Raw genomic sequence first — 24,745 nt, forward strand, 5'->3', positions numbered from 1 at the left:
AACAGGTGGCGGCTCTTTACCTCTACCTACTTCCCGGCTCACGCCGTACAGATTCTCATACCTGCTATCATCCATCATGCGACTCTGCCTCCTCGCCGCGTTGTGTTTATCCCTGCTCCCTGCAACCTCACGGGCCGAAATCTGGCCGCAGGAGGTGAGCGATTTGAAACCTGATGAAAAGGCCGTCTTCGGACGGCTGGAGAACGGGCTCCGCTACATCATCTACCCGAACAAGTTCCCCGTGGCTGGGCGCGCCAGCGTGCGCCTGTACGTGGATGCCGGCTCACTGATGGAGGAGGACGACCAGCAGGGGATGGCGCACTTCCTGGAGCACATGGCTTTCAACGGGTCCAAGCGTTTCGCGGCGGGCACCATGGTGGAGCGCTTCCAGCGTCTCGGCATGGGCTTCGGCGCCGATACGAATGCGCACACCTCCTTCAAGGAGACGGTGTACAAGCTCGAGTTGCCCCGCGTGGACGAGAAGATGTTCACCGAGGCGTTTGAGCTCTTCCGCGATGACCTCGACGGCATGCTGCTGGGTCAGGAGGAAATCAACAAGGAGCGCGGCGTCATCCTGAGTGAGAAGCTGGCACGCGACAGCGTGGATACCCGCACCATGGAGGCCGGGTACAAGTTCGCCCTGCCGGACTCACTCATTCCCGTTCGCATGCCCATTGGCATTGAGGAGACCTTGAACAAGATGGGCCGCCCGCGCTTTGTGGACTTCTACGAGAAGTGGTACACGCCGAAGCGTGCTGTGGTGGTTGTGGTGGGGGATGTGGATATCCCGCTGGTGGAGGGCCTTATCAAAAAGAACTTCAGCGACTCCAAGGCCCGCCGTGGTGACTCCGAAGATCCCAGCCTGGGCAAGCTGACCAAGGGACGTGGCCTCGTGGCCATGCTGCACACGGAGATGGAAGCCGCAGCGACGGAAATCAGCATCGAAGCTCCCCGTGAGGCGAACAAGGCGCACGACAGCGCCGCACGCCGTCGTGAGAAGATGATCCGCACCCTGGCGGACAACATGCTCAACCAGCGTCTGAGCGAGCTGGCCAAGGCGGAGAACTCTCCCATCATGGAGGCGCAGGCCTACAACTTCGACATGTTCAAGTTCTTTGAGAACAACGGCATCTACGCGAAGAGCAAGCCGGAGCAGTGGAAGGAGGCGCTCTCCCTCGCGGAACAGGAACTGCGCCGCGCCGTGCAGCATGGCTTCACCGAGGCGGAATTCGCCGAGGCCACCAGTTCCTTCCTCAAGTCCGTGCGCCTGCGTGCGGAGCAGAAGGACACCCGCAAGAACAGTGACCTCGCCGATGCCTTTGTACGTCAGTTGGGCAATGACCAGGTCATCACCGACCCGGATGCCGACTTCAAGCGCGTGACAGCGGACCTCGCGGGCATCACCGCAGAAGACTGCCACAAGGCTCTGCAGGAAGTGTGGAAGAACCCAGACGTGCAGGTCTTCATCGGCGGCAATCTGAAGCTCGACAATGCTTCTGAAACCATCCTCACCGCCTACCGCGAAAGCCAGAAAAAGGAGGTGAAGGCGCCCGAGCAATCGAAGGCCCTCGAGTTCGCCTACACCAGCTTTGGTGAAGCAGGCAAGGTCGCCTCTACCAACGTGGTGAAGGATTTGGAAATCACGCAGGCCGTCTTTGCCAACCAGGTGCGCGCCAATGTGAAGAAGACCGAATTTGAAAAGAACGGCGTGAACATCATGGTGACCTTCGGAGGTGGCAAGCTGGAGGCTCCCAAGGACAAGCCGGGCATGATTCCCTTTGCCGAGAGCGTGTTCCCCCTCGCGGGCCTGGAGAAACACAGTGTGGATGATCTGCGCCGCATCTTCGCCAGCAAGACCGTGAGCACGAAGTTTGAGATCAAGGATGACTCCTTTGCGTTCACCGGGAAGACGACACCGCAGGACTTCGAGGCCCAGTGCCAGCGCCTCTGTGCGAATATCGCGGCCCCAGGCTGGCGTGAAGAAGCCGAGCGCCAGTTCAAGAAGAACCTCGACGCGCTGTACACTGCGATCGAGCACACGGATGAAGGGGTGATGCAGGACAAGGTGGAGGCCTTCACCCACGGTGGCGATTTCCGCTTCGGCTTCCCCGAGCGGAAGGTCATGGATGAGCGCAATCTCGCGGAGCTCAAGGCCTGGCTCACGCCCGCGCTCAAGGAGGGCTACATGGAAGTCTCTGTGGTGGGTGACATTGACCCGGAGAAGGCTCTTGAAGTGATTGGCAAGACCTTCGGCGCACTGGCGAAGCGCCAGGACAAGAGGCCTGAATTTGCAGACGCACGGAAGATAACCTTCCCACGCGATGTGCATGACAAGGACTTCTCCTTCGTCTCGGAAATCACCCGCTCCTGGGCGCTGGCCTACTGGCCCACGGATGACATGCTGGACATCCGCCGCACGCGCCGTCTCATCCTGCTTGGCCAGATTCTGGATGACCGTCTGCGTCTGAAGATTCGCGAAGAGCTCGGCGAGACCTACAGCCCCATGGCGCATCATCTGGCGAATGATACCTTCACCGGCTACGGCTACATGTTTGCCGCTGCTACGTTGAAGCCGGACCAGGTGGCGAAGGTGAAGCCGATGTTCACCGAGATTGCAGAGAACATTGAGAAGGGCATCACGGCGGATGAATTCGAGCGCGCCCGCGAACCGATGTTGCAACAGCTCATCCAAACGCGTCGTGACAATCGCTACTGGCTCACGCGGACGCTGATGAACTGCCAGGCGCAGCCCTACCGTCTCGACTGGTCCCGCTCCCTGATGGATGACTTCTCCAGCATCAAGAAGGAAGACCTCGAAGCGCTGGCGAAGCAATATCTCACCAACGGGCACGTGCTGACCATCGGTCTCGTGCCCACGGCCAAGCAAGGCGAGGCAAGGACGGAGTAGCAGACCGGCTGACGATCATTTGATTGAACTACACAACACCCGGGTGGAGCGCGCTTCATCCGGGTGTTTTTGTTTCTCTGATTCTCATGCGGGACCTCCTTCGCCTGAGATTCAGAAAACTGTGTAGCGGAGGCGAGAGAAAGAACACGACAGATCCAGATGCTGTGATGCGAAGCGGCCTTGGACTGCGTGCAGCCTGCTGCCGCTTTCCAGAGTCCACAGCCTGCTGTGGCGATGGTGGCACTCGCTGGCGATCTCACGCTGCCAGAAAACAATTGGCGACTCCGTCGCGGTGAAGCGTGCAGCAGGCTGCACTTGAGGAAAGCGGCAGCAGGCTGCACGCAGTCCAAGGCCTTCGGCACTGCCTCCACATCTCTCCTCTGAAGTTCATGCTTAAGGTGTGTCTTGTGTGAAACAAATCTGTATCATGGTATATCACACACCTTCCGTGACGGATGATTTCCACACTCCACTGAAACTTGGTCACGACGCGGCACATGATGTGCTTGGCACAGTCGAAAACAAACGCCGAACCCCCATTCGCGTGCCCCCCATCCTCTCTACTGGATTCGTTCCCTCCCTCGAAGCCATGCCGCTGCTTGCTCACACGAAGGGCGCCGACGCCTGGCGCATGCTGCCATGTCCCAGCTATGGACGCATCATCCGGCAATTGCTCACCGGAGAACTGGCCGCAGGACTCCTGCCGTGGGAGCTGGGCATTACGGAGCTGGTGAACAAGCCTGCGCAGAAGGGCGTGTGGTGCGTGCCCATGGTGCTGCATGCCTGTCCCACCGAACTCGTGCTGACCACCAAGGCCGCAAAACTGGCACAGCCTCCCAAGGCCAACAAGAAGACGGATGTCAGGCGCCTGGTGTTCGGCATTGAGGGGCGCTGCTCACTCACGCGCTACCAGATACTCACCTGGCAGCTTCAAGTGGCGAAGAAACATCTGGACCCTCCCGCTTTTAAAGTGCTGCCGATGGAACTCATGCGCAAAGGGCTCGAGGCCGGAACGCTGGACGGCATGGTGGCTCCTACGCCGTGGGGCATGCAGGCACAGGTGGAGGGGAATGGGAAACTGGATGCGAGATTCGAACCGGGGAAATATGCGCAGCAGTTGGTCATCTTCTGCAGGAAGGAACTCGTCGCGGAACATGAGGAGGAGTTTGCGCTGTTGCCTCACGCACTCGCAGACATGCACAAGCGATTGGAAGAGGATAGCGAGTTCCTGAAGGTCGCGGATCAGATGGCACGATTGGGCACACCGCGCTGTGATTCTGCGATCTTGCTGGAGGCTGCGAAGCGTCATCTCACGGGCATCGTGCAGAAGGACTTTCAACCGGACAAGGAGTGGCTCGCCACGGAGCTGCAGCTCCTCGCCGAACGCGTACCGTTGGGGGAAGGTGTATTCAACGCCGAGGAACTCGGCGCCGCCCTCGCGCCGCAGGGCATCCGCGCCTACGCCGCCACATCATCTCTCTAAGCAATCAAAATATCCACCGCGTCGCAACAGCCCCCAGGAGTGGGGGCATTCCTGCCCCACATTTTCACGTATGAAGATCTTCACTCCCGTCGCTCGTCCATAAGAGGAGGCTCGTTGGTTCGCAGGGAGCGGCGCTAGCCTAGTGCCGGCGGTGAGCCATTGGGGTGCGGAGCCTGCTATAAACACACACTGGCCCAGCTACAAACCAAACACCACGAGTCGAAACTCAACGTGCATGACGGCACTAGGCTAGTGCCGCTCCCTGCGAGACAGTCGCGTCGTTCATACGTCGTGTGTGTGTGTTCAATGCCACGGGTGTAGCAGGCGTTCCATGGGCGGGGGAATGACCCCACTCCTTGTCCCCGCGACCAGGTCATGAGTGAGCTCGACCCGACTCGGTGTGATGGAAATGGACATTTTACGATGCCGCGCTTTCACCACCCTCCTGAGCCACCATCGCCACGAGACTCACGAACACTTCCGCTGCCCAGCTCAGTTCCACCCGGCCTGACCAATGGATGGCGCATGACCACTGCAAACTCGCGTTGGTCGTGCGCAGCGGTACGAGGTGGCCCTGGCTCACGGACTTCGCTGCCAGACGCTGCGGCAGCAGCGCCACGGCCTGACCCACGCGTGCCAGCTCACGTGCACTCTCCACGCTGGGCATCTGCCAGATACGCGCTTTTCCAAAATCGCCACTGAAGAGTCGCTCCTTCGCCAGCTTCATAAGTGAGCCATTGGCAAGCGCGAGTGGATATTGCTCAAACATGCTGAGCTCCAGCGGCGCCTTCCGCGCGAGAGAGTGAAACGGCGCGACATAGAGAGCGAGCGCTTCGTGGAAGAGGTCACGCCGCACCACATCACGTCCCGGCTTCGCATTGTAGGAGATGAGCAGGTCCAGCTCGCCTGAGACTAGAGATGTTTCCACTGAGCTCTCCTCATCCGCGTCCCCCGGTGCGATTTCAAACAGTGCGAGCGGGAAGCATTCCATGAAATCCGGCAGCACCTTCGGCAGCATGGAGGAGGCGAAGCACTCCGGCATCATCACACGCAGCGAGCGCGGATTGCCCTGGATGGTGGCTACTTCATGACGCAGGCGTGCCATGCGCGTGAGCAGCTCCTCCGCGAGTGGCATGAGGCGGATGCCCGCGCGGGTAAGGGTGACGCGGGGGCCATGACGCTTGAAGAGATTGCAGTCAAACTCTTCTTCGAGCGCCTTGATGGCATGACTCACCGCGGAGGGTGTGAGGCTCAGCCGCTCTGCGGCGGCGGCGAAACTGGATGTCTGCGCAGCGGCGAGAAACATCTGGAGACGCCTTGAGTCGATGGCTCCGGGTTCGGTTTGAATGAAAGTCGTGTTCGCGGGGGTGATCATGAATCCGAAAATTCATCTTGCCATCTCACTCGCGTGTCTGGTCATGGGGCAACGCGAGTCATGGGCATCTTATCGCCAAGCATGATCCATTCCCGTGATGCACAGGGAATGACGTTATTTTCAGGTCTCATGCGCCACGGCAAGCGTGAGCAAATCACAGGTTGAATTCTTTTCATCATCACCCGTCCCGGCTGGCATACCTGCGGCACGGGCGGTGCTTTAGCTCGCATCGCAAATCCAAACCATCGGATCAGCCACGCTGAAAAGAGAACGGAGATGCCGCAGCACACCGAACGAACGGCGCGCTGATGACCACCGCCAACCGTCATCACAGAACCACACATGAAAAAACGAGCTCCAATATTCAAAAGCAAGCTGCGCACCATGGCCGCGCTGCTTGCCATCACAGGGCTTACAGCCCAGGCCAAGCCACCGACCTCTGAAGTGAATACCACCGGTCTCGCGGTGACCGATGATACGGTGACGGTGGGCCAGCTGCACTCTGCCACGGGAACGATGGCCATCTCCGAGACGGGTTCCATCCAGGCGGAGCAGCTCGCGATTGACCAGATCAACGCCGCTGGTGGTGTGCTCGGTCGACAGATCAAGGTCATCAAGGAAGACGGCGCCAGTGACTGGCCCACCTTCGCGGAGAAGGCCAAGAAGCTCCTCGTGAGTGACAAGGTCGGCACCGTGTTCGGCTGCTGGACCTCCGCCTCACGCAAGGCGGTGCTTCCGGTCTTCGAGAAGGAGAATGGCATGCTCTACTACCCCACCTTCTATGAAGGCCTGGAGCAGTCCAAGAACGTGATCTACACCGGCCAGGAGGCCACGCAGCAGATCATTGCCGGTCTCGACTGGATCGTGAAGGAGAAGAAGGCCAAGACCTTCTACCTCATCGGCTCCGACTACATATGGCCCCGTACTTCCGCCAAGATTGCCCGCAAGCACATTGAGAATGTGATCAAGGGCACCGTCGTGGGTGAGGAGTACTACGCCCTCGGTCACACGCAGTTCGGTTCCTTGATCAACAAGATCAAGCTGAAGAAGCCGGACGTCATCTACGCAATCGTCGTGGGTGGCTCGAACGTGTCCTTCTACAAGCAGCTCAAGGCCGCGGGCATCACCAGCGCCAAGCAGACGCTCCTTACCATCTCGGTGACTGAGGACGAAGTGCTCGGCATCGGTGGTGAAAACCTCGTGGGCTTCTATTCTGCCATGAAGTACTTCCAGAGCCTCGACAACGAGAACAACAAGGCCTTCGTGAAGGCCTTCAAGGACAAGTACGGCGCAAACAGCGTGATCGGTGACGTGACGCAGGCGGGCTACCTTGGTCCCTGGTTGTGGAAGGCTGCGGTGGAAAAGGCGAACAGCTTCGACATCGACAAGATTGCCGCGGCATCCCCCGGACTTGAGCTCACCACGGCACCGGAAGGTTACGTGAAGGTCCACCCGAACCACCACCTGTGGAGCAAGCTCCGCATCGGCCAGTGGCAGGACGATGGCCAAGCCAAAGTTCTCTACGAATCCGAGCTCATCGAGCCCGATCCGTTCCCCAAGGGTTATCAATAAACCCATCTGAAAATTCCCCCTACCACTCCCGCGACGTGGCACAACCGGCGAAGTGCCGTGCTCGCGGGAGGGGCGGGAGGACCCAGACACCAGCGCTGGGTCCTCCATTCTCCAGATAAGTAGAAAGATAGCTCTGCAGCTTCAGCGCCGCGCACATCACACACCCTTCGACCGCTTCGGTCCCACTCACACCCCCACCAGACATGGAATACAGTTGGGAAGACCTACAAAACATTTTCCTCATGCAGGGCTTCGCAGGCATCAGCCTGTTCAGCGTGCTGCTTCTCATGGGCCTCGGCCTGGCTGTGATCTTCGGCCAGATGGGCGTCATCAATATGGCTCACGGCGAGTTCATGGCGCTCGGCGCCTACACCGTGTACCTCTGCTCCACACTCACGCACGAGTACGCTCCGTCTTTTGGTCCCTACTATTTCGTTGTCGCCATCTTCATTGCCTTCTTCATCTGCGCCGTGGTCGGTGCACTGGTCGAGTGGGGATTGATACGACATCTCTATCATCGACCGTTGGATACCTTGCTGGCCACCTGGGGCCTGAGTTTGATCATGCAGCAAGGTTTCCGCTCCATCTTTGGAGCACGTGAAGTGACTCCCACGCTGCCTGAGTGGCTCATGGGTTCTTACTCACCCAAGGAAGGTCTCGATATTCCAATCAACGGCATGTTCGTGCTCGGTCTCGCCATTGCCGTCTCCATGGGGCTGCTGCTCTTCATGTTCAAGTCCTCCTTCGGTCTTCGCCTTCGCGCCACGGTGCAGAATCGCAAGATGAGCGCCGCCGTCGGCATCAATACCGAGCGCGTGGACCGGCTGGCCTTTGCACTCGGGTGCGGCATTGCCGGCATCGCCGGTGCGGCCTTCACTACCATCGGCTCCACCGGTCCGGACAGTGGCAGCCGCTACATCGTGGATGCCTTCCTCGTGGTGGTCTTCGGTGGTGCCGCCAGCCTCATGGGTTCGCTCGCCTCTGCTTTCGGCATCGCCCAGGCGCAGTCGATTCTCGAGTTCTTCCTCGAGGGTACAAAAGGCAAGGTCGCCACGCTGCTCGTGATTGTGGTCGCGCTCATGTTCCGCCCGCAGGGTCTCTTCCCCAGCAAGGTGCGCGCACACTGATGCCGGGTCATTCCACCATCCACTTCTGATATACCTCACACCACCTTGATGTTGTCATGACTACTGCATTCCGAACGTTGTTCAAAAACCGGGGGGAGGCCATCGCCTTCGCGCTCTTTGCGGCCCTCATCCTCGTGGTCCTTCCTCTGGTGCTGCCCATCTTCCGCCTGAACCTGGTGGGCAAGTACCTGACCTTTGGCTTCGTCGCCATCGGTCTGGTACTGCTCTGGGGACGCTGCGGCATTCTGAGTTTGGGACAGGGCGTATTCTTCGGCCTCGGCGGCTATGCCATGGCGATGTTCCTGAAGCTGGAGGCCTCTGACCCACAGAGCACCGCCATTCAGAGCACGCCGGGCATTCCGGACTTCATGGACTGGAACCAGCTCACGGCGCTGCCGTGGTTCTGGGAGCCGTTCAAGAGCTTTACCTTCACCACCTTCGCTGTGTTCCTGCTGCCGGGCATCATCGCCTTCATCATCGGCTGGGCCATGTTCCGCAGAAGGGTGGGGGGCGTGTACTTCGCCATCATCACGCAGGCCATGGCGCTCATCATGTCCCTCGGCATTGATGGCAACCAGGGTTACACCGGTGGCAGAAACGGCATCACCGACCTGAGGACGCTGATGGGCTGGGACATCCGGACCACGGGCGCGCAGTACACGCTCTACTTCGTGTGTGTGGCTCTGCTCATCCTCGCCGCGCTCTTTGCGAAGTATGTAATCAACACCCGCACCGGTCGCGTACTCATGGCCATTCGTGACCGTGAGGAGCGTGTGCGCTTCTCCGGGTACAATGTGGCCATCTTCCGCACGTTTGTGTTCACCATCGCTGCGATGCTCTCCGGTCTGGGTGGCGCGCTCTTCGTGCTCCAGGTGGGCTTCATGTCCCCTTCCATCATCGGCATTGTGCCTTCGATTGAGATGGTCATCTTCACCGCGGTGGGAGGCAGGCTCTCGGTGATTGGCGCCGTGCTCGGCTGTCTCATCGTGAACTTCGGCAAGACGGCCTTCTCTGAAGCCTATCCCGATGCCTGGCTCTACCTCATGGGAGGCACCTTCATAGCCGTGGTGATGTTCTTTCCGGATGGTCTCGCCGGCATCCTCGACAAATCCAAGGGGTTCAAGGAAAAGCTCGCCATTCTCGGGGGCAAGACCGCGGGACTCATTCGCGGCATGAAGAAAGCCGCGGCCACCCCAGCCACTGCCGCCGCCACGCCTGCTGGCTCCACTGAAATCCACAACCGCGCAGACTGATTTACCTCTATGATGCCGAACGAAAACTTTGTGCTGGAGGTGGAAGACCTCGGCGTGTCCTTCGATGGATTCAAGGCGGTGGATGGATTCAACTTCTACCTGACCCGAAACTCCGTCCACGTCATCATCGGCCCCAATGGAGCTGGTAAGACCACGGTCTTGGACCTCATCTGCGGAAAGACACGAGCCACCACCGGCAGTGTGAAGTTCAAGGACAAGAACATCCGCGGCAATCGTGAGTACCGCATCGTGCGCCAGGGAATCGGAAGGAAATTCCAGACGCCCTCTATCTACGAGAACCTCACGGTGCTGGAGAATCTGGAGCTCTCGCATCCCAAGGGTCGCGGCGTTTTCAGCTGCTTCTTCTACCGGCGCAAACCGGATATCATGCAGATGTGCCTGGATGTCGCGAAGGAGATTGGCCTGGAGGACAAGCTGGAGACCGAGGGCGGCATCCTCAGCCACGGACAGAAGCAGTGGCTGGAGATTGGCATGCTGCTCATGCAGAATCCGGAGATCATCATGCTGGATGAACCCGTGGCCGGCATGAGCGTGAAGGAGCGCGAAGCCACCTCCAAACTCATCCGCAAAATCTGCCAGAACCGCTCGGTCATCGTCATCGAGCACGACATGGAGTTCGTGAAGGAAATCGCCGATCGCGTCACGGTCATGCACATGGGCAAGGTCCTCTCCGAGGGCTCCATGGAGACCGTGCAGAGCGACCCCAAGGTCATCGAGGTCTACATCGGCCACTGATACATCATCTTATCCTAGAAACCATCCCATCATGTTTGATGTCAAAAATCTCAAGGTTGCCTACGGGCAGAGTGTGGTCATCCCGGACCTGAGCTTCAGCGCCGCTGAGAGCGAGATTCTGGGAATCGTGGGCCGCAACGGCATGGGGAAGACGACCCTCTTCCGCAGCCTCATTGGCATGATTCCCACGGTGGATGGCACCGTCACCATCAAGGGCAAGGAAATCACGCACAAGCCCTCCTACAAGCGCGTGTCCGAGGGGGTGGCCTTCGTGCCGCAGGGGCGCATGATCTTCCCGTATCTCTCGGTGTATGAGAACCTCATCTCCGGGGTGAAAGGCGGCGTGAGCGAGGAGGCGGTGAATGAAATCTATGCTCTCTTCCCCGTGCTGCGGGACATGAAGAACCGCAAGGGTGGCAACCTCTCCGGTGGCCAGCAGCAGCAGCTGGCCATCGGTCGCGCGCTGATGACGAACCCCAGCGTGCTCCTTCTCGATGAACCGACCGAAGGCATCCAGCCCTCCATCATTAAGGACATCTCCAAGAGCCTCCGCGAGATTCGTGACATGAAGAAGCTCACCATTATCGTGAGTGAGCAGGTCCTCTCCTTCGTGCTCGACACCTGCGACCGCATCGCGGTGATCGACAAGGGCAAGCTCATTCGCGAGGACAAACGCGACGCGGTCGATGCCGCCAAGATCAAGGCCATGCTCGCGGTGTGATGAGGTGCAGTGATGCCTCATCCCAGGTCCCGTCTGGGCGCCGCCATCCCAATTTGCCAAGCCAAAAACCACAACATCAGCACACGCTATGAAAACACTGATCAAAGTAGACCTCAACGCTTCGCCTGAATCCCAAGAATATCTCCACAACCGCTGGCACCCGGACATCCCCATGGTGGCCATGGTCAAACCTGGCGACGAGTTCCGTGTCGAGTGCATCGACTGGACGGGCAGCCAGATTTTGAACGATGATAACGCGAAGGACGTGGAGGTCGTAGACCTTTCCAAGGTGCACTATCTCAGCGGCCCCATCGGTGTGGAAGGCGCGGAGCCGGGGGACCTTCTCGTGGTGGACATTCTTGATGTGGGTGTGCTCGAGGAATCCGCCTGGGGTTTCACCGGCATCTTTGCCAAGACGAACGGCGGCGGCTTCCTCACGGAACATTATCCGGATGCGCGCAAGGCTTGCTGGGACTTCCACGGCATCTACACCTCCTCCCGCCACATTCCGAAGGTGGAGTTCGCCGGCGTGATGCACCCCGGCCTCATCGGCTGCCTTCCTTCCAAGGAGATGCTTGAGACGTGGAACACGCGCGAAAAGGAACTCTACGATACCAACCCGGATCGCGTGCCCGCTCTCGCGGCTCTGCCCTACGCCCCCACGGCGCACATGGGCAAGATGACCGGCGATGCCAAGGACAAGGCGGCCGCGGAAGGTGCGCGTACGGTGCCGCCCCGTGAGCATGGTGGGAATTGCGACATCAAGAACCTGACCAAGGGTTCCAAGGTGTACTTCCCGGTGTACGTGAAGGACGGCGGCCTCTCGATGGGGGACATCCACTTCAGCCAGGGCGATGGCGAAATCACCTTCTGCGGTGCCATCGAAATGGCCGGCTACCTTGACCTGCGCGTCAGCCTTATCAAGGGCGGCGTGGCGAAGTACGGCGTGGTGAATCCCATCTTCGAACCGAGCCCCCTGTCTCCCGAGTACAAGCGTCATCTCATCTTCGAAGGCATCTCCGTGGATGAGTCTGGCAAGCAGCACTACCTGGATCCGCACGTCTCGTACCGCATGGCCTGTCTCAATGCCATCGAGTACATGAAGAAGTTTGGCTACACGGGTGAGCAGGCGTATGCCATCCTCGGCACCGCTCCGGTGGAAGGTCGCATCAGCGGCATCGTGGATATCCCGAATGCCTGCGCCACACTGTGGCTGCCCACGGAAATCTTCGACTTCGACATCCGGCCCAATGCTGATGGACCCACCATCAAGGTGGAGCCCGGAACGGACCTCGCAGTCGTCTCATAGAACACCCCCCCACTCCCATACTCCCGGGAGCTCCAGAGTCCCATCCTCGGAGCTCCCTCAACGAGCGAGAGATTTTCTTCATCTCACACTCAATCCATCTTCCTCATGCCCGTTTACAACTACACCTGTCAGGATTGCGGTGGCTTTGAACTTTTCCGCAGCATCGAAGAACGCAATCACGCTGCCACGTGTCCGGCATGCCAAGGTATCGCCGAGCGCTTCATTGTCGCCCCGAACCTGGCTTTGATGAATCGCAACGTCCGATTCGCGCATGCCACCAATGAGCGCAGCCGTCACGAGCCTCGTCTCAGCACCGGTGGTCCTGCCGCGATGGAAGCGGAAGTGTCCCCGAAGCGCAGACGCGGACACACCTGCAGCAGTGGGTGCAATCACGGCCCTGCCGGATCCAAAGGCGTGCGGCAAAAGCGGTTCGTCGAAACCAAGCTCGGCAAACTCCAGGCGCAGAAGCAGAGCGCGCGGCCGTGGATGCTGGGGCATTGAGGAAGACGCCTCCTATCGGTGCGAGCTAGACGCCTGCTTGCGTGCGAGCAGGCAGCACTTCGTTGCTGTAGAATGCCTCTGTCTTGGTGCCAAACCAATTCCAGAAGACGAGGGCACAGGTATTCTCAACGCCCCAGGTGCCTTCCTCGAAATTCTCAAGAGTCCACTTGTAGGGCGTTCCATTGGAGCGCCTCTCCCGGATGCGCATGGAGGGACTGAGCATGTCCCGGATCAGACCCAGCATGCCCGCCACAAAGTCCTTCTTTGGCTCGGTAACGGAGTAGTGTTCATGCCATCCTTCGCCCCATAGGATGATCGCGTCCGAGTCGATGTGGACGGTGATATCAAAGCCGGCGTCACCCTTCCCTTGGATTTCGAGGATGGCGTGATCCTCGTCGTCATCCACGGACCACGAATGCTGAATCTCGGGTTGCTTGGCCAGGAACCTCCTGGCCTCGGATACAAAGAGGCGGCACAACTCGGGGTCGCGATTGAGTTTGTTCACCGGGATACCTTGGAAATGGAGGGGTTCCGAGGCAATGGTCACTTTCTTTACAAGGCGGGATCCAATTCACCGGTTGCCCGTGGTGGCGTTTTTGGAATGGCTTTGCTAGACTTGCCCTCCGAAGCACCGCCTCATGCCCACCAGCACCCCACCGTCGAGCCTTTCCGAAAACGCACCTCCGCTGAAATCCGCCCTCGTCCTTGGAGCGGGGAGCTGGGGCACGGCGCTTGCCGACATGCTGGCGCGTCGCGGACTCGAGGTCGTCTTCTGGGGCCGCGATGAAGCGCTGATGAGTGCCATGGCCAGCACGCGCCGGAATGAGCGCTACTTGTCCGAGATGGAAATCCACGAAGGTGTGCGACCCACACACGATTTCGCCGTATTGAAAGAAGCCAAGGCAGATCTCGTGGTCTTCGTAATGCCCTCCAAGGGGCTGCGCTCCGTGTCCGCCCAGCTTCACGATGCGGGCGTGTTTCACGGGAGGGAGCTTCTTCTCTCCTGCACGAAGGGCATTGAAATGACCACCGGCAAGACCATGTCCGGCGTGTTGGGAGACGTCTTCCCCCAGCACCGGCATGCCGCGCTCTCCGGGCCGAACCACGCCGAGGAAATCTCGCGCCAGATGCCCAGCGCCGGCGTGGTGGCGTGTGATGATGCGGAGTCCGCGCTCGCCCTGCAGTCCTGCTTCACGCTCCCGTGGTTCCGCTGTTACACCAGCGAAGACGTCCTGGGGGTCGAGTGGGCCGGTGCCATGAAGAATGTCTACGCCATTGCCGCAGGCATCGCCCGCGGATTGAACTTGGGGGACAACGCCATCGCGGCCCTCGTGACGCGGGGCCTTGCAGAGATGGTGCGTCTCGGTGTGTCTCGCGGCGGGCAGGTGGAGACCTTCTATGGCCTGAGTGGGGTGGGGGACCTGGTGGCCACGTGCTACTCCGAGCACAGCCGGAATAACCGCGTGGGCAAGCTCCTCGGCCAGGGCATGCCTCTTGCGGAAATCATCGCCAGCACTCGCATGGTAGCCGAGGGGGTGCCGAATACTGAAAGCCTGTGGCACTCGGCCCGCGCTGCCGGGGTGCGCACCCCGCTCATGGATGCGGTCTATGGCGTGCTCTATGAAAACAAGCCACCGAAGCGAGCGCTTCAGGAGTTGCTGGGCCGTGACCCTAGACCCGAGAATGACTAGGCGCGGATTGTGGACAAAACGATCCCCCATTGCGGGCTGGAGGGCACTCTGCGATTCCACCTCCCCTTTCAGGGGCTCAATTTGCGCTCTTGGCATTGCTGAAACGCGCTCAAAAAATGACCGGGTATCCCAGAAAGATGACCCGAATGAATGTTTTTCTTAAAAAATCAAAGAAATCCGGTTGAGTGGCGTGAAGCGGGGGTGCTACCCTAACCGCCCTCCACGCTCGGAGAGTACCCCCACCCACCTAGTGATAATCTTAAACCAAGGAGAACGCCTGTGAAGTTCAAGTGCCCCTCGTGCGGAATGAGTCTGAAAGCTGAGCCAGAAATGGCGGGCAAGGTTGTCCGCTGTCCCGGCTGCAATACGAAACTCCAGATCCCCGAGACTGCTGCGCCGAGCTCAGCCACCGGCACGATAGGTGCGCCTCCCAGCGGCGGCGGCCTTCCTCTTCCTGATGCGGCGGGTGGTCTCCCTCCCAGCGGTGCCTCCGAGCCAATGAACTTCCAACAGGAGAAGCCGCAACGTACTGGCTGGAAGGAAGCGGACCCCACGAACCCCAATGGCTTTGTCACCTTCGGCATCGGCTTGGTGCTTACGCTGACATGGTTCGGCATCGTGTTCCCCTTCCAGGCTCCCGATGGCAAGGACATGTCCCAGTTCACCACCATGGAGTTCGTGGCGAACGTGTTCTACAAGCACCTTGAGGTCAGCTTCATCAATACGCTCTTCTTCTTCTGGGCGATGGCCATCTTGTACCTCAAGTTCCAGAAGTTGCGTCACCAGCGCGAGGCGCTCCTCCTCGACGTGCTGCCCCAGGAGCTGGGCCAGCAGATCAATTCGCAGAACGTGGGCACCTTCATCGACCACGTGTACAACCTCCCCCACCGCCTGCGGGACAGCCTCATGGTGAATCGTATTCGCAAGGCGCTGGAACTCTTCGAAATCAAGACATCCACCTCTGAGGTGAGCAACATGATGTCCAGCCAGTCGAACATCGACGCGGCTCGTATCGGAGGCAGTTACATCATGACCCGCGCATTCCTTTGGGCGATTCCGCTCATGGGCTTCATTGGAACGGTTATCGGTCTTTCTCACGCCATCTCGGGCATGAGCTTCCGGGACATGGGGAACGTGGATGCGATCATCTCCTCCCTCGGTGCGGTGACGAGCGGTCTGGGTACCGCGTTCGACGCTACGCTGCTGGGTCTTATCTTCGCGGTGACGCTGAATTTCCCGATGAACTCGCTCGCGAAGTCGGAAGACGAGACGCTTAACGAAATCGATGCCTTCTGCAACGAAGTGCTGCTGCCACGCCTCCACGACGGTGCTGGCGCAGGCGGAGGCGACATCGGCGCCATCGCGGATTCCGTCATCAAGGGCTTGTCCTCGACCCAGCGAGAGTTCCTTACCGACCTCAATGAACTCTCCAAGCGTATGAACGAATACGCGACCAATCTGGACCGCCGCTCGGACGCCTTCCAGGCCACGGTGCAGAAAGAATTCATCCACAATATGACCACCATGCGTGGTGAAGTGGAGGGTGCCCTGCGCGACTCCATGAAGATGACCTCCCAGTACATCGCCGCACTCGAGACCGGCATCCGTGGGCTCAACACCGTGCTCAAGGAGCTCGGCGAGAAGCAGATCATCATTCAGCAGACCAAGAAAAAGGGGTGGTTCAGCCGCGGCGAATAACCCCCCGGACCGACGCGCCGGGGGAGGCTTGCCATTCCCCCCGGCTTTGAAGTACACTTGCCCCGTCTCCTTGCCCCATGTCTCGCTCCCGCCACAAGAGAACCGACGAGCTTCTCCTGATCCCGTTCCTGGACATCCTGTGTTCTTTGATCGGGATTCTGGTGCTGATCATCGTCGTGCTTTGCGTGGCCCAGTCCCAGCAGACCAACGGCCGTACTCCGGAGGAGATCGAGCGCTCCAAGCAGTATGTGGAGGCGTTGAAGAAGGAGAAGGAAGTCTCGAAGGATGACGTGAAGCAGAAGGAGCAGCTCGCCAAGCTGGAGGAGAAGCGCAAGGAAGCTGAGGATAAACAGCAGCGCCTGGCAAAGCTCCGCAAGCTGCTCTCCACCTCTGCGGACATCCAGAAGATGAACCAGGAGCTCAGCCAGAACCTCATCAAGGAACTGGACAACCTGCTCCTGGAGATCGAGGGCCTCAGCAAGCAGGATGGCGAGCTGAAGAAAGAGATCGAGACGCTCATGGCCGAGCTCAAGGCACGCCAGGCTCCTCTGGAGAAGAAACTACCACCGGTGATGGTGCAGCCCAGCGGCTCTGGTCTTGCCCAAGGTACCAAGCTCTACTTTGTGGAAGTCACCGCGGGGAAACTCACCATCTTCTGGGACCAGCAAAAGAAGACAGTCGTAAGTGCCACGGATGAGGTCATCGCTGCAGATGTGGCCTACAACCATTTGCTGAAGGAAGTCCTCAAGATCCCGCAGTCGAAAATCATCTTCCTCATGCGTGACGACGGCATGGGCGCTTACAACAAGGCTGCCGGCTGGGCGCAGGCCACCTACAATTACCGCGTGGACCAGATCGGCAAGCTGCTCCTCCCTGGCCGTGGCGAGGTGGACCTCAAAATGTTCCGTGACTACCTCGGCACCATGCAGCCGCCTCCAGAGGCGAAGCTGGTTCCCGCGGCAGGTGCTGCACCAGCTCCTGCGGCGGCTCCGCCTCCTGCTCCCGGAGCTCCTGCACCGGCTGCCACCCCTCCTCCTTCAGCGCCAGCGGCTGCTGCTACCAACAAAGCCTAGCCCCAGTTACCCATGGCAAAACGCAAAGAGCAACACGACGAGGAGCTTCCGTTTGTGGCCCTCATGGATACCATGACGAACGTCGTGGGCGTGCTCATCATCGTGCTCGTCATGATCGGGGTCAGCCTCGCGAACTCGGTGAAGAAGGTGTTTTCCGAGCTGCCCGATGTCACGGTGACCCAGCTTGAACAGCTCCTGAAAAAGATCGCCGACAATACGCCCAAGGAGGATCCCAAGAAGATCGACGAGGAACTCAAGAAGCTGGAGCAGCAGATCAAGAAGGACGCTGAGGACCTCAAGACCATGGACCTCAGTGCAGAAAAGCAGAATGTGAAGCTCATGGACCTCGATGATTTGCAGAAGCAGCTCGAGGAACGCAAGAGGGCGCGCAATGGCAAAAAGGAACAGGTCGACAAGCTGTTGGCTGAAGTGGACAAGCTGAAGGCCCTGCTGGACACCACCCCTGTCTATCAGCCGCCACCCGCCACCATCGTGCGCCTGCCGAATCCCAAGGAGATTCCCAAGGAGGCTGTGATGCATCGCTTCCTGGCAACCGGAGGTCGCATCTACTACCTCAATGATGAGGCGTTCATGAAGTCCGTAACGGACGAAATCGACAAGAACTACAAGCAGCTCATCCACTCTGAGGTCGAGGTGAAGGACGCGAACGGTTTCGTGGTCATGGTGAAGGAGCGTGGCAAGGATGTGCCGAAGAAGAAGACGATCCTCGATCAGCAGAAGCTCTCTGATCTCTTCGCCCGGAGGAAGATTGAGAATCGCGACCTGAAGGTGGAACTGGTGGTCACACCCACTTCGGCCCGCATTCCGATGCGCCTCGTTCCCAATCCTACAGGGGGAGAATCCACGGTGGACGTCAAGAATCCGGCCTCCGTCTTCCAGCGTCTCATGCGCAAGCTCAAGTCTGAGCCCGGCTCGGTGGTGTGGTTCTATGTCTACAAGGACTCCGTCGAGACCTACCTCGCAGCGCGTGATGTGGCAGATGCCGTGGGTGTCCCTGTCGGCTGGGAAGTGTACACGAATCCGTACTTCCAGCGGAATGTGCAGGCGTATGAGGTGAACTTCACGCCGCCGAAGCCGCAGCCTCCGCCGCCTCCTGGCGCGGTGCGCATCGCTCCGCCCAAGGCCACGGTGGACTAGGAGCGCCCTGTCAATGGGTTGTTGAGCGTAGAGTTTGGTTGTCCGAACTCCCCCACTCACACGGTGTGGATGCCGCTAGGTGTCCGCCCCTATCGCTGCATCGCGGGCTGTCACTTTACGCTCAAATTCAGCCTGCGGCGCGATCCGTGCATGAAGCCACCCAAAAAGTGGCAACCACGAATGCACGCGCAGATCCTCGCTCCGCCCCTTGAAGCTTCACCGCCTGACGCCCCGGCCACGGAGCCATTGCATGCGCGAGGCTGGTTGAAACTGTTTCGCGATACCTTTCGCGGCTGGTCAGAAGACAAGGCGCTGAGGCTCGCCGCGGCGCTCGCCTACTACTCGGTCTTTTCCATCGCCCCGCTTCTGGTCATCACCATTGCCATCGCGGGGCTCGTACTTGGCGATGATGCGGCCTCGGGCAAGCTCTATGATGCGATGAAAGGCTACATCGGCGGCCAGGCTGCTACCGGCGTTCAAGCAATGGTGGAAAGTGCCTCAAGGCCGAAGAGTGGCATCATCGCCACGGTGGTCGGTGGGGCCACGCTGCTCCTCGGGGCGTCTGGTGTACTCGGTCAGCTCAAGGATGCGCTCAATACCATCTGGGAGGTGGAGGTGAAGAAGGGCGTTGGATTGGCTTTCATGATTCGCTCGAAGTTTCTGAATTTCGGCATGGTGCTGGTCATCGGTCTTCTACTTCTGGTGTCGTTGCTTCTCAGTTCCTTCCTCACCAGCTTGAACCAGAGCTTCGAGCAGATCCTCGCACTGCCAGCGTGGGTGTGGACCATCGTGGCATCCCTTGTCTCGCTCGGAGTCATCTCCACACTATTTGCCATGCTCTTCAAGATTCTCCCGGATGCGTGCATTCGCTGGCGGGATGTGTGGATCGGTGCGCTCATCACCGCCGTGCTCTTTGAGTTGGGCAAGTTCGCGCTGGGATGGTACCTGGGCCGTGAAAGCACCGCGAATGCCTACGGCTCTGCAGGCTCGGTGGTCTTGCTGATTCTCTGGGTCTACTACGCCTCCTGCATTCTGCTCTTCGGTGCTGAGTTTACCCAGGTGTATGCCGCAGCTACGGGACACGTGATCAAGCCCAGTGCGTATGCCCAGACAGCTCCGGAGGCAGCGCTGAAAGCGGAGAAGAACATGGCCGTGTCTCCGCAGCACGGTGCGACGAGCGTGGATGAGGAAGGGGAAACATGGACTCCGGAAGCGCGCGCGCATCGTCAGCGAGAGAAGGTGAATCCCGTTTTCTCGCATCGCTTGTTCGATCCCGTGCTGAAGTATTTGGAAGGGCGTGGCATGCTCTTGAGCATTGAGGCGAAGGAGGCTTTGGGGCAATCGGTGGCGATTCTCATCCTGGCCGCCGTCGCCTGCGTGACTTTGTTTGTGGCGTGGTCTCTGCTGGCCATCGCGTTGGTGGGTCTGCTTGCGAATCATTTTGATTGGCCGTGGGTGAATGCCGTTGCCTTGACCGGAGGCGCCCATCTGCTTGCCGTCATCGTGGTGGCACTACTCATCTGGCGTCGCGTGGTGAAAGGCGCATGGTTTGCAGAGACTTTCAAGGAACTCAAAAAGGACCGCATATGGCTTCGGGGAACGCCGCACTAAAGGAACAAGCACTGGCCATTCTTCAGGCCGGCCGCAGGGAAATCAGCGCCGAGGCGAAATGGTTGCGCCATGAGCTGAACCCCAAGCATGCCGCTGAACGGATCACGCGCGACCACACCGGCATGGTATTGCTCGCCGCCTTTGGCGTGGGGCTGCTGGTGCCACTCCTGCTCATTCCCAAGAAGAAGTCCCACTATGAAGAGCTGGTACATGAGCTCACTGCGGCGCAAAAGAAACAGCTGAAGAAGGCCGAGAAACCCAAGGTGGGTGCGGGAGCCTATCTTGCGGGACTGGTCATGAAAGCTGCCTCGCCGATTCTTATGAAACAGGGAATGCGCCTGTGGGATCAATTCCAGAAGTCAAAGCTGTCTCCCGATGCGCGCCCGGCACGGTATGCGTGAGGTGGCGAAGTTGGGGGGGGGCGATTGAAATCACAGGATCACCGGGTGAGGCCTTGTGCCTCGTGATATACCTCTGGTCTATTGTTTCGCCTGCCAAATGAACTGGTAGGGAGCTGCTGCGTCGGCTTCCCAACTAGAGCGGGCGGAGGCGGGGCGGAGCATCCGTGTGATAACACCTTGCCACACGCTAGTTACACACCGCCTCCGCCCACCTGATTAGGAAGCCGACGCAGCGGCTCCCTACCGGTGGATAGGCCGCGCAACGCGATAGATCAGAGGACGGCCGCAAGGCGCGTCTGGATTAGACTTCCACGGGGCTTTCAAACCACGCTAATGCCCAGTTCTGCGTCTCGGTCGTTTTTCCGAGGCCGCCAGTGCCCCCACCTGCACCGCACAGTGCTTGTACGAAGGCTGTCTGCTCTGCGGATCGACAGAGGTCAACGTAAGCTGATTCACCTCGGCATAATGCATCGGCATGAAGACCTGGCCACGTTGTACGGTGGAAGTCACACGCACCTGAGCTTTGATTTCGGAACGTCTGGATTTCACCCGCACCAGATCACCATCTTTGACGGCGCGGTTTCTCGCATCCAGCGGATGCATCTCCACATAGACCTCCGCTGGATAAAGCTTCCGCAGAATCGCGGACTTGCCTGTGCGCGTCTGCGTGTGCCACTGCGCGGAGGTCCCGCGTCCCGTGAGCAGCACGAGGGGATAGTCAGAATCGGTGGGCTCAAGAACCGGACGCGGCTCTGCGAATACGAACTTCGCGCGTCCGTCCGCAGTGAAGAACTTCCCATCCTCGAACAACCGCCTTTGCTGCATCGGCTTCACCGCTCCCTCCTTGACCTCTTGACCGTTGTCCTTGGGCTGTGACTGATCGCTCTGCTTCCACGGCCATTGCACGCCGCCACACGCCTCCAGCATGTCGTATCCCTCGATGCCAGTGATCTCACAGGGCTGACCTCTGGAGATCTCCTGGAGAATCTCAAATACGGACTCGGGCGAAGTCCAGAGGCTGAACATATGCGAGCATCCCCAGTAGTGCGCGATAAGGCGGAAGATGTGGAAGTCCGCGAGTGCCTGTCCCGGTGCGCGGGAGACCTTGCGCGAGACACCGATGCGGCGTTCCGAGTTGATGAAGGTTCCCTCCTTCTCCCCCCAGCCTGCGGCGGGCAGCACCAGGTCCGCGAGTTCTGCGCTCTCCGTGGTGGCGTACATGTCCTGTACCACGAAGAAGTCGAGCTTGTGCAGCAGATCGCGGACACGCTTCTGCTGGATCCAGGAGTGTGCTGCGTTGGTGGCGATCATCCATAGGCCCTTGATGGTTCCGTCTTCAATGCCCTGTATGATTTGATCGTATGCGAGGCTTGGCCGGTCAGGGATACGTTCCACGGGGATGTCCAGCACGTCCGCGACTTTCTCGCGATGCTTCGCATTGGTGAAGTCATGCCCGCCCATCAGGTTCGTGGTGTTGGAGAACAACCGCGATCCCATGGCATTGCACTGTCCTGTGATGGAATTCGCTCCCGTACCTGGACGGCCGATGTTTCCCGTCATCAGCGCGAGATTGATGATGGCCTGCGCCGTGCGCGTAGCTTCGTGGCCCTGATTCACGCCCATGGTCCACCAGAAGGAAACTCGCTCACCCCAGGCGATGGTGCGCGCCATCTTCTCGAACTCTGCAGCGGTGATGCCGATGGCAGAGAGGTGATGCTCGGGCGCATAGTCCTTGAGGAACTCGCGGAACTCTTCGAAACCACACGTGTGTTCTTTGATGAATTTTTCCGCGATGACGCCATGGTCTACGAACCAGCGTGCCAGGCAGTAGAGTAGCAGGAGGTCCGCCTTGGGCTGGATGGCCACATGCTGGGTGGCCGCCATGGCGGTTTCCGTCTTGCGCGGATCGACGACGATGATGTGCGGGTTGTTCTGATTGCGCAGCACCCGCTGCCACATGATGGGATGGGCGATGCACGGATTCGCTCCCACAAACACCAGCACATCGCTCTCCTCGAAATCCGCGTAGGTGAAGGGGGGCGCATCGAAGCCGAAGCTCTCCTTGTACGCCGCCACGGAGGTGGCCATGCACTGGCGGGTGTTGCCATCGCCATGCACCATGCCCATGCCAAACTTCGCCAGTGCGCCAAGGAAGGCCATCTCCTCGCACATGATCTGGCCGGTGCTGAGGAAGGCCACGGAGTCGCGTCCGTGCTGGTCCATGATGGCTTGGAACTTCCGGCAGAAAGTCTGCAGCGCCGTATCCCAATCAACCGGCTTGCCATGAAGCAGCGGTGTTGTGGCACGATCTTGAGCGGCCAGTGGAGTGAGCGCCTCCCAGCCCTTGGGGCAGGCCATGCCCATGTTCACGGGATAATCCGTGTCCGCTGTGAGGCCGATGGCTTGCTTTGACTCATTGAGATGCACCTTCAGCCCGCAACCGGTCGAGCAGAAGCCGCAAATGGCGCGTGCGATGGAACGCGGCTGAGACTGCGTGGGCAGACTGCCAAGACCGAAGTTGGCAGGCTCAAGGACAAGCTGGGAAGTGAGCGGTCCATCCCACTCACGCAAGGTCATGGCTGGCAGAAGAGGTGTGTTCATGCGTGCCCGGGCATTCTCCATGCGGCCCCGCCGCGGAAAAAGATGACGCGCTCCAGGATTTCTCCCGCGAGCAGTACTAACAAACCTGCGACCGGTGCGTGCAGCATCAGCGCGGCGCCCGTCATGCCGAGGGCGAAGCGGCTGAAGTGCCACACCTTGAGAGGTCCCAGAAGCAGGCGTTTCGTGCGTGTGTGCTGCTCTTCATCTCGGGAGAGATAGAGCAGTTCGAGGACCAGCTTCACCACGGTGAAGGCCAGCACCAATCCCGGTGCCACGAGTCCAAAGCAGGCCCCCAGCGCGCCACCCAGCACCAGGCCGGTGCCGAAGAACTTGGGCAGTGTCTGGCTCATCTGCCAGAAGGGCCGGCGCGTGTCCACGTACACCATCACGGAGCAGAAGACGCACACATAGCCAATCACCGCGACCCACCACGAAGGGATGAATCCCAGTGCTGCGGCAGCGCCTGCGGGAGGGAATCCGCCAAAGGCCACAATCTCACGACTCAACCACGAGCGGCGCAGGCCCAGGAAACACCGCCACGCTTTCAGCGGTTGTCCCAGGTGAGCGATGCTCGCTCCAATCCCGAGGGACGCGATCGCGGTGCCTATCCATGTCACGAGCGCATTCGACTGCGCAAAGAGGAAGGTGCCAGCAGCAAATTGAGTGAGCACCAGCATGATGACCAGCGGCCCATGCGTGTGCTCCACCGGAGGCGTGGCCGCATTCACCGCCATCGCGGTGTCCGGCACCGGCTTGCTGGAGATGTAGCGCGTGGAGGGGCGCGTGTAGCCGGAGGAAACGGTATCCGGCAGCAGATGCCCGCCAGAGGAGTAGGTGGAAGTCGGTGTGGTACTCGCGTCGCTTGTCGCCGCTGCGACTGTCTCGGAGACATTCACGATGCGAATCGCAATCGCGCCGTTGGGGCAGGACTGCACACAAGCCGGCGCTTCACCCACGGCGAGGCGCTGGTGGCACATGTCGCACTTGCGCACGATTCCCCGCTTCTTGTTGAACTTGGGCACATCGTAGGGGCACTTCAGGATGCAGTAGGAGCAGCCAATGCACTGGTCATCGAGATGGCGCACGATGCCGGTCTCTTCGTCCTTGGCATAGGCGAGCACGGGGCAGCCGTTGGAGCAAGCTGGCTCCACGCAATGATGGCAGGCCGTGGTGACGGTCTGCTGGTAGGGGATGTACACATCACCCACCAGCAGGCCGACATCGCGCCAGCTTTCATCATCATCGAGTCCATTGAGCGAGTGGCACGCGGCCACACAGGCTTTGCAGCCCGTGCACTGGTCCAGATTCACCTCAAAGGCGTACTGCTCTCCCGCCTTGGGGCGCACCATTGGAATGAGGCTGCGGTAGTGACGCGCCTGGAGCGGCTCGTCATGAGATCCGCGGTCATGCCAGTCCGAAAACTGCTCCACCGCCGTGCCAAGCTGCGCCTGTTCGGCCAGCAGCTTGTCCACGAGCGAGGTGCGATGTTCCAACTCCGCCACCATGA

At 59.7% G+C, this 24,745-nt stretch carries 20 protein-coding genes; 15 read left to right on the plus strand and 5 right to left on the minus strand.

The window, feature by feature from the left end; translation table 11 throughout:
* The first annotated feature begins 76 nt into the window (after positions 1-76).
* Together DES53_RS02050 and DES53_RS02055 are read left to right on the plus strand one after the other, a co-directional pair.
* Positions 77-2,908 (plus strand): M16 family metallopeptidase, encoded by a 2,832-nt coding sequence (locus DES53_RS02050; RefSeq protein ID WP_113956540.1) that lies wholly within the window; start codon positions 77-79, stop codon positions 2,906-2,908.
* A gap of 544 nt (positions 2,909-3,452) precedes the next feature.
* Entirely contained in the window at positions 3,453-4,391 is a 939-nt protein-coding gene (locus DES53_RS02055; protein WP_170156788.1) for an ABC transporter substrate-binding protein, read from the plus strand.
* A 418-nt stretch (positions 4,392-4,809) separates the two neighbouring features.
* On the opposite strand, the gene DES53_RS02060 is transcribed toward DES53_RS02055, so the two are convergent.
* A complete protein-coding gene (locus tag DES53_RS02060; RefSeq protein ID WP_113956542.1) occupies positions 4,810-5,766 on the minus strand; it encodes a LysR family transcriptional regulator in 957 nt (318 codons plus the stop codon).
* A 41-nt stretch (positions 5,767-5,807) separates the two neighbouring features.
* Positions 5,808-6,152, minus strand: a complete 345-nt coding sequence (locus DES53_RS32375) for a hypothetical protein (RefSeq protein WP_147263161.1) — start codon at positions 6,150-6,152, stop codon at positions 5,808-5,810.
* Here DES53_RS32375 and urtA point away from each other — a divergent pair.
* The 7 genes from urtA to DES53_RS02095 all read left to right on the plus strand — a co-directional run bounded on the left by urtA (position 6,151) and on the right by DES53_RS02095 (position 13,005).
* Positions 6,151-7,338 (plus strand): urea ABC transporter substrate-binding protein, encoded by a 1,188-nt coding sequence (gene urtA, locus DES53_RS02065; RefSeq protein ID WP_113957160.1) that lies wholly within the window; start codon positions 6,151-6,153, stop codon positions 7,336-7,338. The genes DES53_RS32375 and urtA overlap by 2 nt on opposite strands.
* A gap of 203 nt (positions 7,339-7,541) precedes the next feature.
* Positions 7,542-8,465 (plus strand): urea ABC transporter permease subunit UrtB, encoded by a 924-nt coding sequence (gene urtB / locus DES53_RS02070; protein ID WP_113956543.1) that lies wholly within the window; start codon positions 7,542-7,544, stop codon positions 8,463-8,465.
* 56 nt (positions 8,466-8,521) lie between these two features.
* Entirely contained in the window at positions 8,522-9,718 is a 1,197-nt protein-coding gene (gene urtC / locus DES53_RS02075) for an urea ABC transporter permease subunit UrtC (protein ID WP_113956544.1), read from the plus strand.
* Between the two features lie 12 nt (positions 9,719-9,730).
* Positions 9,731-10,474, plus strand: a complete 744-nt coding sequence (gene urtD, locus DES53_RS02080) for an urea ABC transporter ATP-binding protein UrtD (RefSeq protein ID WP_113957161.1) — start codon at positions 9,731-9,733, stop codon at positions 10,472-10,474.
* A gap of 31 nt (positions 10,475-10,505) precedes the next feature.
* The gene (gene urtE, locus DES53_RS02085) at positions 10,506-11,195 is read left to right on the plus strand and encodes an urea ABC transporter ATP-binding subunit UrtE (RefSeq protein ID WP_113956545.1); all 690 of its coding nucleotides are present in this window, start codon (positions 10,506-10,508) and stop codon (positions 11,193-11,195) included.
* Between the two features lie 88 nt (positions 11,196-11,283).
* Positions 11,284-12,504 carry a formamidase gene (fmdA, locus tag DES53_RS02090; protein ID WP_113956546.1) on the plus strand — a complete coding sequence of 407 codons (1,221 nt, stop codon included), beginning with the start codon at positions 11,284-11,286 and terminating at the stop codon, positions 12,502-12,504.
* 105 nt (positions 12,505-12,609) lie between these two features.
* A complete protein-coding gene (locus DES53_RS02095) occupies positions 12,610-13,005 on the plus strand; it encodes an FmdB family zinc ribbon protein (RefSeq protein ID WP_113956547.1) in 396 nt (131 codons plus the stop codon).
* Between the two features lie 25 nt (positions 13,006-13,030).
* Here DES53_RS02095 and DES53_RS02100 read toward each other — a convergent pair whose 3' ends face one another.
* Positions 13,031-13,510 carry a hypothetical protein gene (locus tag DES53_RS02100; RefSeq protein ID WP_147263163.1) on the minus strand — a complete coding sequence of 160 codons (480 nt, stop codon included), beginning with the start codon at positions 13,508-13,510 and terminating at the stop codon, positions 13,031-13,033.
* Positions 13,511-13,643: 133 nt separating this feature from the next.
* On the opposite strand from DES53_RS02100, the gene DES53_RS02105 reads away from it, so the two are divergent.
* The 6 genes from DES53_RS02105 to DES53_RS02130 all read left to right on the plus strand — a co-directional run bounded on the left by DES53_RS02105 (position 13,644) and on the right by DES53_RS02130 (position 20,637).
* The gene (locus DES53_RS02105) at positions 13,644-14,696 is read left to right on the plus strand and encodes an NAD(P)H-dependent glycerol-3-phosphate dehydrogenase (RefSeq protein ID WP_113956549.1); all 1,053 of its coding nucleotides are present in this window, start codon (positions 13,644-13,646) and stop codon (positions 14,694-14,696) included.
* Positions 14,697-15,002: 306 nt separating this feature from the next.
* Positions 15,003-16,394 (plus strand): MotA/TolQ/ExbB proton channel family protein, encoded by a 1,392-nt coding sequence (locus tag DES53_RS02110; protein WP_113956550.1) that lies wholly within the window; start codon positions 15,003-15,005, stop codon positions 16,392-16,394.
* Positions 16,395-16,471: 77 nt separating this feature from the next.
* Entirely contained in the window at positions 16,472-17,467 is a 996-nt protein-coding gene (locus DES53_RS02115) for a hypothetical protein (protein WP_113956551.1), read from the plus strand.
* Positions 17,468-17,479: 12 nt separating this feature from the next.
* Positions 17,480-18,625 (plus strand): hypothetical protein, encoded by a 1,146-nt coding sequence (locus DES53_RS02120; RefSeq protein ID WP_113956552.1) that lies wholly within the window; start codon positions 17,480-17,482, stop codon positions 18,623-18,625.
* Positions 18,626-18,775: 150 nt separating this feature from the next.
* Positions 18,776-20,236 (plus strand): YhjD/YihY/BrkB family envelope integrity protein, encoded by a 1,461-nt coding sequence (locus DES53_RS02125; protein ID WP_113956553.1) that lies wholly within the window; start codon positions 18,776-18,778, stop codon positions 20,234-20,236.
* Entirely contained in the window at positions 20,212-20,637 is a 426-nt protein-coding gene (locus DES53_RS02130; protein ID WP_113956554.1) for a hypothetical protein, read from the plus strand. The genes DES53_RS02125 and DES53_RS02130 overlap by 25 nt, the downstream gene beginning before the upstream one ends.
* A gap of 330 nt (positions 20,638-20,967) precedes the next feature.
* Here DES53_RS02130 and DES53_RS02135 read toward each other — a convergent pair whose 3' ends face one another.
* Positions 20,968-23,238, minus strand: coding sequence for a molybdopterin oxidoreductase family protein (locus tag DES53_RS02135; RefSeq protein ID WP_113957162.1), 2,271 nt, complete (start codon positions 23,236-23,238; stop codon positions 20,968-20,970).
* On the minus strand, positions 23,235-24,743 hold the full coding sequence (locus DES53_RS02140) for a DmsC/YnfH family molybdoenzyme membrane anchor subunit (protein ID WP_113956555.1): 1,509 nt from the start codon (positions 24,741-24,743) through the stop codon (positions 23,235-23,237). The genes DES53_RS02135 and DES53_RS02140 overlap by 4 nt, the downstream gene beginning before the upstream one ends.
* Between the last annotated feature and the right edge of the window lie 2 nt (positions 24,744-24,745).

The organism is Roseimicrobium gellanilyticum (assembly GCF_003315205.1).
Lineage (GTDB): Bacteria > Verrucomicrobiota > Verrucomicrobiia > Verrucomicrobiales > Verrucomicrobiaceae > Roseimicrobium > Roseimicrobium gellanilyticum.

Excerpts from the sequence above, each read along its gene's own strand:
- fmdA (WP_113956546.1), top strand. The coding sequence starts at position 11,284 with ATGAAAACACTGATCAAAGTAGACCTCAACGCTTCGCCTGAATCCCAA.
- urtE (WP_113956545.1), top strand. The coding sequence starts at position 10,506 with ATGTTTGATGTCAAAAATCTCAAGGTTGCCTACGGGCAGAGTGTGGTC.
- DES53_RS02120 (WP_113956552.1), top strand. The coding sequence starts at position 17,480 with ATGGCAAAACGCAAAGAGCAACACGACGAGGAGCTTCCGTTTGTGGCC.
- DES53_RS02060 (WP_113956542.1), bottom strand. The coding sequence starts at position 5,766 with ATGATCACCCCCGCGAACACGACTTTCATTCAAACCGAACCCGGAGCC.
- DES53_RS02110 (WP_113956550.1), top strand. The coding sequence starts at position 15,003 with ATGAGTCTGAAAGCTGAGCCAGAAATGGCGGGCAAGGTTGTCCGCTGT.
- DES53_RS32375 (WP_147263161.1), bottom strand. The coding sequence starts at position 6,152 with ATGGTGCGCAGCTTGCTTTTGAATATTGGAGCTCGTTTTTTCATGTGT.
- urtA (WP_113957160.1), top strand. The coding sequence starts at position 6,151 with ATGGCCGCGCTGCTTGCCATCACAGGGCTTACAGCCCAGGCCAAGCCA.
- DES53_RS02050 (WP_113956540.1), top strand. The coding sequence starts at position 77 with ATGCGACTCTGCCTCCTCGCCGCGTTGTGTTTATCCCTGCTCCCTGCA.
- urtC (WP_113956544.1), top strand. The coding sequence starts at position 8,522 with ATGACTACTGCATTCCGAACGTTGTTCAAAAACCGGGGGGAGGCCATC.
- urtD (WP_113957161.1), top strand. The coding sequence starts at position 9,731 with ATGCCGAACGAAAACTTTGTGCTGGAGGTGGAAGACCTCGGCGTGTCC.
- DES53_RS02130 (WP_113956554.1), top strand. The coding sequence starts at position 20,212 with ATGGCTTCGGGGAACGCCGCACTAAAGGAACAAGCACTGGCCATTCTT.
- DES53_RS02125 (WP_113956553.1), top strand. The coding sequence starts at position 18,776 with ATGAAGCCACCCAAAAAGTGGCAACCACGAATGCACGCGCAGATCCTC.
- DES53_RS02115 (WP_113956551.1), top strand. The coding sequence starts at position 16,472 with ATGTCTCGCTCCCGCCACAAGAGAACCGACGAGCTTCTCCTGATCCCG.
- DES53_RS02105 (WP_113956549.1), top strand. The coding sequence starts at position 13,644 with ATGCCCACCAGCACCCCACCGTCGAGCCTTTCCGAAAACGCACCTCCG.
- urtB (WP_113956543.1), top strand. The coding sequence starts at position 7,542 with ATGGAATACAGTTGGGAAGACCTACAAAACATTTTCCTCATGCAGGGC.
- DES53_RS02095 (WP_113956547.1), top strand. The coding sequence starts at position 12,610 with ATGCCCGTTTACAACTACACCTGTCAGGATTGCGGTGGCTTTGAACTT.
- DES53_RS02135 (WP_113957162.1), bottom strand. The coding sequence starts at position 23,238 with ATGAACACACCTCTTCTGCCAGCCATGACCTTGCGTGAGTGGGATGGA.
- DES53_RS02140 (WP_113956555.1), bottom strand. The coding sequence starts at position 24,743 with ATGGTGGCGGAGTTGGAACATCGCACCTCGCTCGTGGACAAGCTGCTG.